14 protein-coding genes are annotated in these 14,060 nt (G+C 46.6%); 12 read left to right on the forward strand and 2 right to left on the reverse strand.

All coding sequences use genetic code 11. The annotated features are described in order from the left end of the window. Positions 1 to 21 precede the first annotated feature (21 nt). From tlp to JOE49_RS09955, 9 genes are all read left to right on the forward strand, one after another. Positions 22 to 246, forward strand: coding sequence for a small acid-soluble spore protein Tlp (gene tlp, locus JOE49_RS09915; RefSeq protein WP_013308822.1), 225 nt, complete (start codon positions 22 to 24; stop codon positions 244 to 246). 240 nt (positions 247 to 486) lie between these two features. Then, the gene (locus tag JOE49_RS09920; RefSeq protein WP_023987070.1) at positions 487 to 1,779 is read left to right on the forward strand and encodes an ABC transporter substrate-binding protein; all 1,293 of its coding nucleotides are present in this window, start codon (positions 487 to 489) and stop codon (positions 1,777 to 1,779) included. 27 nt (positions 1,780 to 1,806) lie between these two features. Beyond that, positions 1,807 to 2,769: a carbohydrate ABC transporter permease gene (locus tag JOE49_RS09925; RefSeq protein ID WP_023987071.1), complete on the forward strand. Its 963-nt coding sequence runs from the start codon at positions 1,807 to 1,809 to the stop codon at positions 2,767 to 2,769. A 3-nt stretch (positions 2,770 to 2,772) separates the two neighbouring features. Then, positions 2,773 to 3,612, forward strand: coding sequence for a carbohydrate ABC transporter permease (locus JOE49_RS09930; RefSeq protein ID WP_023987072.1), 840 nt, complete (start codon positions 2,773 to 2,775; stop codon positions 3,610 to 3,612). A gap of 334 nt (positions 3,613 to 3,946) precedes the next feature. After that, the gene (ilvA, locus tag JOE49_RS09935; RefSeq protein ID WP_209943589.1) at positions 3,947 to 5,233 is read left to right on the forward strand and encodes a threonine ammonia-lyase IlvA; all 1,287 of its coding nucleotides are present in this window, start codon (positions 3,947 to 3,949) and stop codon (positions 5,231 to 5,233) included. Positions 5,234 to 5,453: 220 nt separating this feature from the next. After that, complete coding sequence (gene abnA / locus JOE49_RS09940; protein WP_013308827.1) at positions 5,454 to 6,428, forward strand: arabinan endo-1,5-alpha-L-arabinosidase AbnA; 975 nt, start codon at positions 5,454 to 5,456, stop codon at positions 6,426 to 6,428. Positions 6,429 to 6,687: 259 nt separating this feature from the next. After that, the gene (locus tag JOE49_RS09945; protein ID WP_425325620.1) at positions 6,688 to 7,707 is read left to right on the forward strand and encodes a FecCD family ABC transporter permease; all 1,020 of its coding nucleotides are present in this window, start codon (positions 6,688 to 6,690) and stop codon (positions 7,705 to 7,707) included. Then, complete coding sequence (locus tag JOE49_RS09950) at positions 7,707 to 8,732, forward strand: FecCD family ABC transporter permease (RefSeq protein ID WP_071559279.1); 1,026 nt, start codon at positions 7,707 to 7,709, stop codon at positions 8,730 to 8,732. The genes JOE49_RS09945 and JOE49_RS09950 overlap by 1 nt, the downstream gene beginning before the upstream one ends. A 128-nt stretch (positions 8,733 to 8,860) precedes the next feature. Next, a complete protein-coding gene (locus JOE49_RS09955; RefSeq protein ID WP_053324662.1) occupies positions 8,861 to 9,808 on the forward strand; it encodes an ABC transporter substrate-binding protein in 948 nt (315 codons plus the stop codon). Between the two features lie 161 nt (positions 9,809 to 9,969). On the opposite strand, the gene JOE49_RS09960 is transcribed toward JOE49_RS09955, so the two are convergent. Further along, the gene (locus tag JOE49_RS09960) at positions 9,970 to 10,401 is read right to left on the reverse strand and encodes a hypothetical protein (protein ID WP_013308831.1); all 432 of its coding nucleotides are present in this window, start codon (positions 10,399 to 10,401) and stop codon (positions 9,970 to 9,972) included. A gap of 197 nt (positions 10,402 to 10,598) precedes the next feature. On the opposite strand from JOE49_RS09960, the gene JOE49_RS09965 reads away from it, so the two are divergent. The 3 genes from JOE49_RS09965 (at position 10,599) to JOE49_RS09975 (ending at position 12,878) form a co-directional block, all read left to right on the forward strand. Continuing rightward, positions 10,599 to 10,898, forward strand: a complete 300-nt coding sequence (locus JOE49_RS09965; RefSeq protein WP_069080217.1) for a hypothetical protein — start codon at positions 10,599 to 10,601, stop codon at positions 10,896 to 10,898. A gap of 271 nt (positions 10,899 to 11,169) precedes the next feature. Continuing rightward, positions 11,170 to 11,994, forward strand: coding sequence for an alpha/beta hydrolase (locus JOE49_RS09970; protein ID WP_029517128.1), 825 nt, complete (start codon positions 11,170 to 11,172; stop codon positions 11,992 to 11,994). A 92-nt stretch (positions 11,995 to 12,086) separates the two neighbouring features. Beyond that, positions 12,087 to 12,878: a dioxygenase family protein gene (locus tag JOE49_RS09975; protein WP_023987081.1), complete on the forward strand. Its 792-nt coding sequence runs from the start codon at positions 12,087 to 12,089 to the stop codon at positions 12,876 to 12,878. A 73-nt stretch (positions 12,879 to 12,951) separates the two neighbouring features. On the opposite strand, the gene JOE49_RS09980 is transcribed toward JOE49_RS09975, so the two are convergent. Then, entirely contained in the window at positions 12,952 to 13,875 is a 924-nt protein-coding gene (locus JOE49_RS09980; protein WP_209940996.1) for a hypothetical protein, read from the reverse strand. Positions 13,876 to 14,060 lie beyond the last annotated feature (185 nt).

The raw sequence follows: 14,060 nt of genomic DNA on the forward strand, positions 1-14,060 counted from the left end.
TAATTAGGAGGCGACAAACGAATGGCAAAACCAGATAATCGAGCCGATAATGTTGAACATTTGCAACAAAGTATTCAGAACACACAGCAGAACCTGCATGAAGCTGAAGGATATCTAAACGAATTTTCCTCTGAAATCAGCAACGAGGAGCGTAAGCAGATCGAAGAAAAAAATAATCGTCGTAAAGAAAGTATTAGATCATTTCGGGAAGAAGTAAAGGACGAAGCAGCCCATTCCCAAGAGTAGTTAAAAAAGCGAGGCCCAACTTCGAGTTTCAATTCGAGTGGGGCCTCTTTTTTATGCAAAAATCATCATAGCCTCATTCAATTCATTTTCCCCCTATAATGCAAAGGAGACGCTAATCTGCGTTGAAAATAAATATTTTATAAATAATGTTGTTGTAAACTAATTTGTGTTGATGTTAAATAATAAAAGAAAGCGCAATCATTTACGAATTAGGATTTCATCATGCGAAGGGGGAAGGATATGCTGCTGCGAAGAAAACGCATGGCTTTGATGCTTATGGCGGTGGTTTTGATGGCTGGACTGCTGCAAGGCTGTTCTTTCAAGACCGATGAAAAGGATGGGCCGGGAACAGAACTTGTATTATGGACGTTCAATGAACTGCATGAGAAGTTTTTTCTGCAAATGGCTGACCAATGGAACCAACAGCACCCTGATGAATTGATTAATTTGAAAGCGAATACATTTCCTTATGATAACCATCACAGTAAGCTGTCGATTGCGCTGCAATCGGGGGTGGGAGCGCCGGATATCGCGGATATCGAGGTGAACAAGATCGGTAATTTCCTCAAAGGCATACCGCAGCTGGTCCCGCTCAATCCGGTGATTGACCCCGAGATCAATAACATTGTGCCTTCCAGAGTACAGATTTACGGCAAAGACGGTAAATATTACGGCATTGACTTCCACGTTGGGGCCGAAGTGATGTACTACAATAAAGAGATTATGGACCAGGCGGGGGTAAACCCGGATTCCATCGTCACCTGGGCAGACTATGCTGCTGCAGGCAAGCAAGTACTGGCGAAAACAGGCAAGCCCATGGCGACCTTAGAAACGAATGACCTATGGAGCTATTGGCCGATGATCTCCCAGCAAAATTCAGATTTTCTGGATGACAAGGGCGAGTTGACGTTGGATAACGAAACCAATATTAAAACACTCGAGTTTCTTCAACAGATGATAAAAGACAAAATCGCTATTCCCGCACCGGGCGGCGGGCATCACATGGAGGAATACTACGGATTTATGAACAAAGGTGGGGCCGCTTCGGTATGGATGCCGATGTGGTATATGGGACGTTTTACGGATTACATGCCTGACCTAAAAGGTAAAATTATCATCAGACCCATGCCAGCGTGGGAAAAAGGTGGTTTTCGCTCAGCGGGTATGGGTGGAACCGGAACAGTAGTCACGAACCAATCAGAGCACCAGGATCTGGCGATGCGCTTTCTGGCCTTTGCCAAGCTATCCAAGCAAGGGAATGTGGAGATCTGGAAGCAGCTTGGTTTTGATCCCATCCGTAGTGAAGTGTGGACCATGCCGGAAGCCAAAGCCAAGAATAAATTTACGGAGTATTTCGGAACGAATATTTTTGACACGCTCATCGAAGTCAAAGATGAAATCAATGCGGTGCATATCGGTCCGAAAACGCCTGATATCGCCAGTGCTGTGCGCAATAAAATACTTTATCGGACACTACAGAATGGCGAAGATCCAGCCACGGTGCTACATGAGCTGGCAGATGAACTGAGATAGACCCCAACAGGAAAGGGAGTGAGATTCATGGCAACGCCCGTTCATACGAACGCTAATGTACCGACAGGTCAGCCGCCACAGCCTCAGCGTCCGACCAGAAGCCGATGGAGTCGCTTTATTCATTCCAGCCGTACGGCACCGTATGTGTTTGTCCTTCCATTTTTACTGTCCTTTGCGCTATTTTTTGCCTATCCGGTCATATCGACGGTCATTATGAGCTTTCAGGAAGTCCTGCCAGGGATAACAACTTATGTTGGACTGGAAAATTATAAGGACTTAATCAATCCTACGTTTGGAAAGGCGATATTGAATAGCGTCCTGTACACGCTCCTTACCCTGGTCGTGCTGATTCCTCTGCCGCTGGTATTGGCGGTATTGCTGAATTCGCCTAAAATGCCGGGCAGAGGGTTGTTTCGCTCCGTGATGTTTATCCCTGCACTAACCTCAGTGGTGGTAGCAGGAACGATCTTCCGCCTCATGTTCGGGGAATTGGATGGTTCGCTGATGAACTCCCTGTTGGGGGTATTCGGTCTGGAGCCTTACAAATGGCTAATGAACGCGAACACCGGCTTTTTAGCGTTGATCGTGCTGGCCTTGTGGAGATGGTTAGGCGTGAACATGCTGTATTACATGTCGGGACTCCAGAACATTCCTCCTGAGTTGTATGAGGCTGCGCAAATTGATGGAGCCAGTCGTTTCGATTCATTTTGGCGGATTACGATTCCTATGCTGAAACCAGTAACGATCTACGTATTTACGATTAGCATTTATGCGGGGTTATCCATGTTCACGGAGAGCTACATGCTGTGGAACGGAAATAACTCCCCGAACGATATTGGTTTAACGATTGTTGGCTATCTCTATCGCCAAGGTCTGGAGCAGAACAGTATGGGCTTTGGAGCTGCGGTAGGCATTGTATTGCTTGTATTTACACTCGTGCTGAACCTGATCCAGCTCAAATTTTTCGGTATGTTCCGGAAGGAGGATTAAGCGATGGCTCAGAAACAAAAAGGCTCGTTATCCGCATTGCTCGTTGTCCTGTTCATTCTGTTTGCCGGGTTTGCCTTGTTTCCGCTATTTGCCGTGACGCTTGCCTCGTTCAAGCCATCGACGGAGCTGCTGCGCTACGGCTTGAATCTTAAGCTGGAGTGGGGCATCATGTCCTTGAAAAACTATGCGTTCATCTTTCAGGGGACGACGGATTATTTTCAATGGTACTGGAACAGTATTGTCATTACCGTCTTGTTTACGGTGTTATGTCTGATATTGTCCGCGATGGTTGGCTACGGTCTGGAGATGTACCGTTTTAGATTGAAAAATGTGATTTTCACACTGGTGCTGGTCGTGATGATGATCCCGGTAGAAATTATCATGCTGCCGCTCTACAAGCTAATGATTGGCATGAAGCTAATTAATACAGTATGGGGCGTAATTCTACCCTTCGTCGTCGCGCCGATCCCGATCTTTTTCTTCCGTCAATATTTGAGTGGTGTTCCCAAGGACTTCATGGATGCTGCGCGGGTTGACGGCTGTTCAGAATATGGCATTTTCGTGCGGATTATGATGCCTCTGATGGCGCCTGCATTTGCGGCAATGGCTATTTTGCAGGCGATGAACAGTTGGAATAACTTCCTGTGGCCGATGATTGTATTACGTACGAACGACATGCTGACACTGCCAATTGGACTGTCCAGTCTGCTGACGCCGTATGGCAACAATTATGATGTGCTGATCGCGGGATCCGTTTTGGCTATTTTACCGATTCTCGTCGTGTTCCTGTTCTTCCAGCGTTACTTTATTGAAGGGATGACGGCAGGCGGAGTAAAAGGATAATCGGAAAGGTATTAAATAGAGCAATGGAATACAAGAAATGTGCAACGTCAGAAAAGGCTGATCGGGCATTGTCCTGGTCTGCCTTTTTTTAGATTCGATTGATTTTCATTCTCATTTTCATGACTATCATCTGCACAAGCTATGGGTAAACGTGGTATGATATTTGAAAGATTTCAAATACAGTACTTTGCATAATTCGATTCCTAACGCTCAAAAGTACAATATATAGACGAACTAAACCGTTTCGATCTGTATATTGCTGATTTGAAATCGCTCTTGGGATTTATGCAAAATGCTCAAATACAGAAATATTCAGGCGGAGCGTGGAGAACCTATGGAACCAACAGAAACCCAGAAAACTGACCCGACCATGGCGTCAACCGTTGGCATGGAGGATATTGTACGAGCGCATCATATGCTGCGTGAGGTGATTGTACGTACACCTTTACAGAGGGATGCCGTCCTATCGGCCAAATATAACTGTAATGTGTATCTGAAAAGAGAGGATCTCCAAGTCGTGCGGTCCTTTAAAATCCGTGGAGCTTACAACATGATCCGTAGCTTGACCCCTGAGCAAATGGAAAAAGGAATCGTGTGTGCGAGTGCGGGGAATCATGCGCAAGGTGTGGCTTTTTCATGTAATGCACTTGGTATCCATGGTAAAATATTTATGCCGAGTACAACGCCCAATCAGAAGGTCAAGCAGGTTCGTCGCTTTGGCGGTAACAGTGTAGAGGTCATTCTGACCGGAGACACGTTTGACGATGCCTATGACGAGGCCATGAAGGTGTGCAGCGAGCAGGCAATGACCTTCATCCATCCGTTCGATCAGCCGAAAATTATTGCGGGCAATGGTACGATTGCGATGGAAGTGATGGAGAGCCTAGATACACCTATGGACTATGTGTTCGTAACGATTGGCGGCGGCGGTTTGGCGGCAGGCGTAGGTACGTATGTTAAAACCGTGAGTCCGTCCACCAAGGTAATTGGCGTGGAACCCCTCGGCGCGGCGTCGATGACGGAAGCGATGCGTTTGCACAAGGTGGTTACACTGGATCAAATAGACAAGTTTGTTGACGGAGCTGCAGTGAAGCGTGTGGGTCAGCTGACATACGATATTTGTAAACATACCTTGGACGATATTGTAAAGGTACCGGAAGGCAAAGCATGTACCGCGATTCTGGAGCTGTATAATGAAAATGCGATTGTTGTGGAGCCTGCGGGTTCACTGCCTGTTGCAGCACTTGATCTGTATCGCGAGCAGATTCAAGGCAAAACGGTGGTCTGTATCGTCAGCGGTGGTAACAACGATATAGATCGTATGCAGGAGATTAAGGAACGGTCCCTCATTTACGAAGGACTGAAGCATTATTTTATGGTGAATTTCCCGCAAAGAGCTGGGGCACTGCGTGAGTTTCTACAGGATGTGCTTGGACCAGACGACGATATTACTAGGTTTGAATATACGAAAAAGAATGATAAGGAAAATGGACCCGCTCTGGTCGGCATTGAACTGTTCCACAAGGAAGACTATCTTCCTTTAATTGAACGAATGAACCGCAAGGGGCTTAAATACACGGAACTGAACAAAAACGAAAATCTATTTAATATGTTAATTTGAAAAGGAGCCTATGGGCTCCTTTTTTGTATCAGGATTTTGCAAAATCCTCGTATGTATATTGTTATGCGTAGTTTATGAATTTCTTTTTATTTGAAATAAAGCGTTTACAAAACTGAATGTGATAGGTTAATATATGGGTAACTTCATAAGTATAAACACTAATGTAATAGGTGTGTCACCTGAATTTCATTATAAGATACTCATTCGGAGGTGCGAAAGAATGTTGAAAGCATGGAAAAAATCAGTACAGAGTAAATTGACCCGAACGGCGTTTGCTGCCGTAACCTCGGCTGCTTTAATGCTGTCAGTGATGCCATCTGCATCCGCAGAGCATTGGGCGTTAACTGGCGATGTGGCAGTGCATGATCCGTCCATTACGAAGGAAGGCAACGCATGGTATATTTTCTCTACAGGGCAGGGGATACAGGTTCAAAGATCGGACGACGGACGCAATTTTTACAGATTGCCGCAAATATTCCTGTCGCCGCCATCATGGTGGAAAACGTATGTACCTAAGCAAAAGACTAACGATGTATGGGCACCGGATGCTCAAAAGTATAATGGACGGGTATGGCTGTACTATTCCATTTCTACTTTTGGTGCCCGGACCTCGGCTATCGGACTAGCTTCCGCAACGAGCATTGGCGCGGGGAGCTGGAGAGATGATGGACTAGTGCTGCGTACGACGGATGCTAACGATTATAATGCTATTGACCCGAATCTCGTCATTGACGCTTCCGGTAACCCGTGGCTTTCCTTTGGTTCATGGAATTCAGGCTTGAAAGTGACTCGACTGGATAAAAATACGATGAAGCCTACGGGCCAGATCTATTCTATCGCCAAGCGTACGGCTGGTGGTTTGGAAGCGCCACATGTTACATACCGCGACGGCTATTATTATCTGTTTGCTTCCATTGATAACTGCTGCAAAGGCGTAGACAGTAATTATAAGATTATTTACGGTCGCTCTACTAGTATTACCGGACCGTATGTGGACAAGAGCGGCAAAAGCCTGATGGATGGCGGTGGAACGATACTGGATGCAGGGAATGACCGTTGGAAGGGACCGGGTGGACAATCTGTCTATAACAACAGTGTGATTGCACGTCATGCCTATGATGCCACTGATGGTGGAAATCCAAAGCTTCTGATTAGTGATTTGAAATGGGATTCGGCAGGCTGGCCTACGTACTAAAGAGAGGACCGTTTGGAGTCATTTGTGCAGTAAAATCATATAGATATATTCAAAAACTGTTCCTCCTAAGGGGAACAGTTTTTGGCTTGCAATGTCATAGAAACATGCTATTATGTATCAAGTTGATAATAATTATCATTATCGTTATAAGAAACGTGATGATTTTCAGGTATGGAGGGAGTGACCTCACCAAATGCAGTCCAAAGACAGCATGGACAAACATACAGCTCTGACAGAGAGGGCAGTTCCTGAAGTAGACATAACAGCACGTCCAGTGCTTCGAGCGGGTAGGGTTCGGCAGGCGTTGTTGTTCACAGCTTCGGCTGTATTGTTGGCTTTGGCCATATTCGCCGCCATTTCTCTCGGAGCCAAGGATTTGACCGTAAGCACCGTGTGGTCGGCAGTATTTCACTATGATCGTTCGCTAATGACCCATCAGATCATTCACGAGCTGAGATTACCGCGTGTACTCGGTGCAGCTGTTATTGGAGCTGCGCTGGCGGTGGCAGGCTCTCTGATTCAGGGTATTACACGCAACCCGCTGGGAGATACAGGTGTGCTGGGCATTAACGCAGGAGCGATGTTTGTAGTTGCAGTGAGTTTTGCCTTTTTCCCCAATCTACCTTATGGGACGTTAATTGTATTGTCGTTCCTTGGTGCGCTGATGAGTACCTTACTAGTATTTGGTCTGGGAGCATCTGCACCGGGAGGATTGACACCTATGAGATTGACGGTGTCTGGAGCTGTGACGGCTGCCTTGTTAGGTTCCATGACTTCGGGGATTGCGATTTATTTTGATCTAAGTCAGGATTTAGCCTTCTGGTATGCGGGTGGTGTAGCCGGGATTAAATGGTCGCAGCTTGAGATTCTTGCACCGATTTTGCTTATTGTGATCGTCTGGTCTATGGGGCTGGCACGTTCCATTTCGCTGATTTCGATGGGCGATGAGGTGGCGTTAAACCTTGGGTTGAATCTCAGGCGTATCCGGCTTTTGGGTCTGCTGACTGTAGTGGTACTGGCCGGCCTATCTGTATCGGCTGCCGGAGCCATCGGCTTTGTAGGTTTGGTTATCCCACATATCGCTCGCAAGCTAATCGGTGTGGATTATCGCCAGATCGTGCCGCTGTCTGCGTTATTGGGAGCCGTATTGCTGGTGCTGGCAGATTTGGGAGCGAGAATGGCAAATCCGCCAGAGGAGCTAGCTATTGGGATTATGGTGTCTTTTATCGGAGTACCCTTTTTCCTCTTTCTCGCCCGTAAGGAAAGGAGGGATTTATAGTGAGTCGCTCTTTAGGGATTGGGGACACAAGAACGAAAAAGGCTTGGCTCGTTTGTTTGGTATTGGCGGGGATCAGCTTTGCTGTCCTTGTTTTGGGTTTGAATACCGGAACAATTCGTATTCCACCGCTACGCGTGCTGGATACGTTGTTTGGCGGTGGCAGCGGACGTGATCACATCGTTCTGTTCGAATATCGTCTGCCACGTATTGCTGTAACGGTGCTAGCTGGAGCGGGACTAGGCGCAGCCGGAGCGGTCATGCAAGGCTTGTCACGGAACGCACTTGCTGATCCCGGAGTTCTGGGACTTCACGCAGGGGCTGCGTTGGGGCTGGTAATGTTCGTTAGCTTTTTTCGCGACCTGGACGGATCAGCCGCCGTTCTGATCCCCTTGTTTACCTTTGCAGGAGGTGTCATTGCGGCGGTGCTAATTGTTTTGTTGTCCTATAACCGCAGCAGAGGAATCGTGCCGGTGCGTCTGATTTTGTCCGGCATCGGTGTAGCCTCGGGTCTTAGCGCCATAACGCTGTATTGGTCGTTGCGGCTGGATGAGGATACGTACGCATTTACTGCACGTTGGTTGGCTGGCAGCGTTTGGGGCCGGGATTGGATACACGCAGCGGCTTTGTTGCCTTGGATAGTCATTGTATTACCCTACGTTCTGTCGCAGACGCGCAGTCTGAACAATCTGTCGTTGGGCGACGAGACCGCAGCTGGAATCGGCACAAATGTGAAGCGCCAGCGTCTATTACTGCTGGGCGCAGCCGTGGCTCTATCCAGTGCCAGCGTATCCATGGCTGGAGGCATCGGTTTTATTGGGCTGATTGCGCCTCATCTGGCTCGCCGTCTGGTTGGGCCGATGTACCAGCATTTGCTGCCAGTAGCCTGTTTGGTCGGGGTCGTTATTCTGGTCACCGCAGACACGATTGGGCGTTCGGTGTTTCAGCCGAATGCGATTCCCGCAGGTGTGGTGGTTGCTGTGGTAGGAGCTCCGTATTTTTTATTCCTGTTGTCCCGAACAAAATGACAGAAGGAATAGGTACATATGAAATCATATGATGCAAATGATGCAACCCGTTGAAATTAATAACTAAGCAGAAGCCTTCTATATTGATCATTATAATGTAGAGTTTCTGTAGCATAGGAGAGAGTAACATGAGAAAGCACAAATTTAAGGGTTCTGATTTTAAACGTTCATGGGTAGTCACAACTCTTGTTGTATGCATGATCATGCTGTCCGCTTGCGGACAAGCAGCCGACAAACAGGCTACCGATACGAAAGCGGCTGGCAGTGCGCAGACAACCATTAGTGCGGATTCGCGCATTGCTTCGATGTCTATTCATTTGACAAACAACCTGCTGGCATTGGGCATTACTCCGGCTGGTTCGGTCATTGGTGGAGATGTGAAGGATTTTCTGCCCCATGTAAAAGATCGTCTTCAAACTACACGTAAGCTAGGTGTTGTCACAGACCCGGATATGGAAGCGGTATTGGAACTTCAACCTGATCATATTTTTTTGGACAAAAAATATTCGGGAACCGATGTGGCCAAGTTTGAAAAAATTGCGCCGACCGAAGTTTTTGATCTGGATGAAGGCACATGGAAGGATCAATTGAAAAAAATAGCTGCTATGGTCAAACATGAAGCACAGGCAGACGCATTTCTAAAAGATTATGATACACAGAAGGAACGAGTCAAAAAGCTGATTCATTCAAAAATTGGGGACGGAACGGTTATGGCTGTACGTGTGACGGCGAAAGAGGTTCGTGTTATGGGGATGAAGCGTCCCGTAGGACCGCTGTTGTATCAGGACTTGGGCTTGAAGCCAGCCAAGGGTGTAGAAAAGATCAACAAGGCTTATCAAGTTGTTTCCCAAGAGGTTTTACCGGATTATGATGCCGATGCGATCCTTGTTATCATCAGTAAAGGCGCGGATGCCCAAAAGGTATACAAACAGCTGGAAGGAAATACAGTATGGCAAGGTCTCAAAGCGGTGAAGCAAGGGCATGTCTACATGTTGGACGGACAGCCTTGGCTGGACTATTCCGCGATGGGACATAAAATTGCTCTGGATAATGCAGAACAACTATTTTCCAAATAAGTTTTAAAGTATATCAAGCCGTATTCCCCCATGCAGCTTCTTGCAGGCCAGGAATACGGCTTTTTGGCGCACGCTCAAGCTGTAAGTCGGTTGCCTGATCGAAATGAAAAGGAGCTGCTATGATCCAAAATGAGGCAGCTCCATATAATGAGAATTGCGGGCTATGAACGCTTTTTACGCAGAAAAATCGGTTTGAGTCCAATAAAGCCGATGGCGGCGAGAATTAAATTTACCCAAGGTGAGATCCTGAATACCGGCAGTACACTGCGCAGCGCTAGTCCGGCGACAAGAATCACGACAACTAACACAACATACATCAAGATGGATTTAAGATTCATCTGGGGCTTTACAGGGGCATGGTCTGGCTGTTGTGTCTCCTCGCCTTCTTCGGGACGGTCCATAAAATTCATCAGGGCTTCAACGAGTAGAATGGCTCCTGCGGCGATGATGATAAGGGTGGATAGGCTGATTTTTTCAAAGGGTTTGATATCCCCACCTGTAAAGGTGACAAACCATCCGATAATTGCCTGTGTCAAAAAAAACATAGACAAGGCAATCCATGCAATAAGCGTATAATTTTTTGCTTTATTCATTTCTTCCTCCTGCTTTATGAGCGTATTCCGGGGTGATGGAACCGCCATTTCGTAACAAAGACAGTATACGTGAGGAAGCGTCGGATGGCAAAAGACTTTATCTATAAAATGTATATTACCGCTGCATTCTCCTCAAACTGGATACAGGGTGAGCACATAGAGCAACCTGAATATAAACGTTAAGAGGGTGTGGCATCATGAAACTGGAGAACCAGGCAGATTATTCAGTCCAAAAACGATTAGCAAACGCTTCGAACGGGAATAGCGGGGTGGCCTCGTCTACAAATGTGAGTCACCGGAGTGTTCAAGGAACTTCTCCAACCTACCGTATACTGGACGATATTGAAGTGGCTGAGGATACAGAATTTGCAGGTGAACTAGGTGCACAGAACTACCGCAGCCTGTGGCATGAGGATGAACATAACGGCGCCTCTTGTAAGCTGGAGTGGGAGGGACGAACGGAGACCCACCAAATGTTTAGGAACAGCTACGAATAACGAATGTCTACTTTAATGTAGTGGATTCACTCTAATAAGTGTAGTATAGCGTTCTCCGGAATCGCACCGGGGAGCGCTATTTGTTTACTTTTTTAACGATGTGAACTGACAGGTTGACAAGGAAGCAGGGCGATGATAGACTGACTTTACTATAAAACTTATTAAACTTATCGGAATTAAAGTGAATGAATATCCTGGATGGATATTCCACGTTACTATATGAGCTTGAATTCATAAATGTGTAGTGAAGCTTGAAACAGGGGGAATCAGGATGGAACGGCAAATTGGAATTCGCTTTGAACATGAAGAGCTGGCCGCAACAATTCATTATCCAAACCGTACAAATGAGGGAGAGCGTCAGAGACGAGTTCCCCTCGTTGTTATATGTCACGGTTTTGTGGGCAATCGTATCGGAGTAGATCGATTATTCGTCAAGACTGCGCGTGAACTGGCCGAAGGGGGATACTTTGTCCTGCGCTTTGATTTTGCCGGTTGTGGGGAAAGCACAGGTGAATACGGCAAGCAGGGGCTCGAATCCATGATTAATCAGACACGTACCGTGTTGGATTACGCCGTCAATTGTGCGGACATTGACCCAACCAAGGTGACGCTGATCGGTCACAGTCTGGGGGGCGCGGTTGCCCTTCTCACAGCCGTACGGGATAAGAGAGTACAAAATCTGGTTCTTTGGTCAGCAGTGGGCTATCCATTCAACGACATCGTCAAAATTACGGAGCGAAGCGTGTACGATGAGTCTGTTAAAACCGGTCATGCCGACTATTTGGGCTATAAATTTACGCCTGCTTATTTTGAGTCGTTAGCTCAATTTCAGCCGTTTCAGGAGGCCGTTAAATTTAACGGAGATGTGCTCGTTATTCATGGCACCTCGGATGATATTATTCCTGTGGATTATGCATTTCTGTTTCAAAAGATATTCTGGATGCGTCCAGAGGGGCGCTGTGATAAAGAGATTATTTTCCAGGGGGATCACACTTTCTCGTCAGGTAAAGAGCGGCAACGGCTCATTGATCGGACACTTGAATGGCTGGATGAACAGGAAAATATTCAACGGGATTGGCAGCACTGGATGATCTGATTTCAGTGTGTAACGGATTGTATTGGAAATTGCGCCTCCGCCGGAGTAAAATGGAAGAGTAACACTATACTGGCGTGTGGAGGTTGGCAGCGATGACATTACCCTCAATTTTTGTTGCGCATGGTTCACCGACACTGGCTGTAGAAAATAACGCATATACCAGCTTTCTTGCAAAGCTGGGCGCGAGCCTGCCCCGACCCAAAGGAATTGTCATTTTTTCCGCGCATTGGGATAGCCCCGATCAATGTATCGGCGCGGATGATCAGCATGCAGCGTTGCACGATTTCTATGGCTTTCCCGAAGAAATGTACTCAATCGATTACCCTGCACCAGGCGATCCGAAGCTGTATGAGGAGATAGAGCATCTGTTCAGTCAGCATAACCTGTTCCACCAGCCGGTTCGGAACCGAGGACTGGATCATGGAGCATGGGTGGTTTTGCGGCATATATATCCTGATGCGGACATACCGGTCGTACCCTTATCCATTGATTCTCGGCGCGCTCCCCAGGAGCAATACGAGATTGGACGGATGCTGGCGCCGTTGCGAGAACAAGGGATTTTGATTATCGGTAGCGGCGGATTGGTCCACAACTTGCGGACACTCAAGCAGACGAGTGAGCCAGCCGATTGGGCCGTTCAATATGATGACTGGATTGCACAGCAGCTTCAAGACTGGAATTTGCGCCACCTATTCCAATATGACAAAAAGGCTCCATATGCCAAACAGGCGGTACCTTCTTATGGAATAGAGCATTTTTCACCTTTGTTTTATGCGATGGGGGCTGCGGATCATGAGCGCTCTGCGCATAAGCTTTTTCAATCGTATGTCCTTGGCTCGTTGAGTCTCAATTGTTGGGCTTTTGGTCAAGAAAGTGATACGTAAATGTAAAAAAAGAACTTCCGAATCCACATGGTGTGTGGGAATGGAAGTTCTTTTGTGTATTTTGCGTTTTTGATTAATTAGAAGGCACGTTCTTTTTAAGCCAAGTGGATACCTGCGTGGTACGCTGATCTGCATTTTGATCCAACAGTGTCATAAATGCTTTCAGCTTTTGAATGTAGGTACTCTTCGAATCCATATTACGTTGAACGACGAATTGATACCCTTTTTTCGCATTCGGATGAATCTTCCCGGTATCATAATCGAATAATGGCGTATTGTTCGTGCCATAGAAAGTATAGAAGAAGTACAGATCGTGCAATTTTTTTATAGCTTGTGTACGGTTGGAATGTGGATATTGGTTTAAAAATGCCTCCTGTGCCAGCACTCGTCCGGCTAACTGTTGGTAGCCGATACGGAGCGCGGCATCCTTGGTAGCCGCCTGTCCGGATTCCATCGCCATGATGTCAATATAGCTGCGGATATCTGTCGTGGTGTGCTTCCCGAAGACTTTATATTTTTCATAGTTGATGACTGGGTAGTACATGCCTTCTGCAGTTTCAAGTTTGTAGCCGGCATCTCTTGTTTGAGTTAGCAACTTTTTCAGGTTCACATCGCTTGAACGGCTGATTACATTTGTGAACGAATCACCGGGTTTATAGATTTCATTTATCTTGGTTTGAACAGAGGCCGGGTATAAGGTCTTTGCATAGGAATCCAATTGCTGGTTCTGTGCATTTTCCAGATGAAGCACCATGATGGTAGCTTGAGAGGCTGGAATGGATTGAATATGCTTTTGCAAATAAGTGAATGCCTGAGGTAGCTTGCCGGGTTGGCGTAGTAGCTGCTCGAAGGTCTTGGAGATATGTTGTACACTTTCTGCCTGAGATGTCATAGTAGACGTCGCCGCTTTGGCTGATGTCGTATATCCCAATCCCATAGTTTGCACTGTGAAAGTTACGGCTGCGAGCATGAGATAGGCTTTGGTAATTTTTTTCATGATATAACCCTCCATTACGTTCTTTGATGTAACTGTAGTGTATAGGGTAAATGTATCGTGAGGATTCCATGTTGTATCCAACTTGTAAACGTTTGGAGGGGATGATGAATCCGATAAAAGAGTCCGAGTTAGAAGGAGCTGAAAGACCTCTTGTGAGCATAACAGCACAAAAAAAATAACCATTA

The organism is Paenibacillus sp. PvR133, from assembly GCF_017833155.1.
GTDB lineage: Bacteria > Bacillota > Bacilli > Paenibacillales > Paenibacillaceae > Paenibacillus > Paenibacillus polymyxa_B.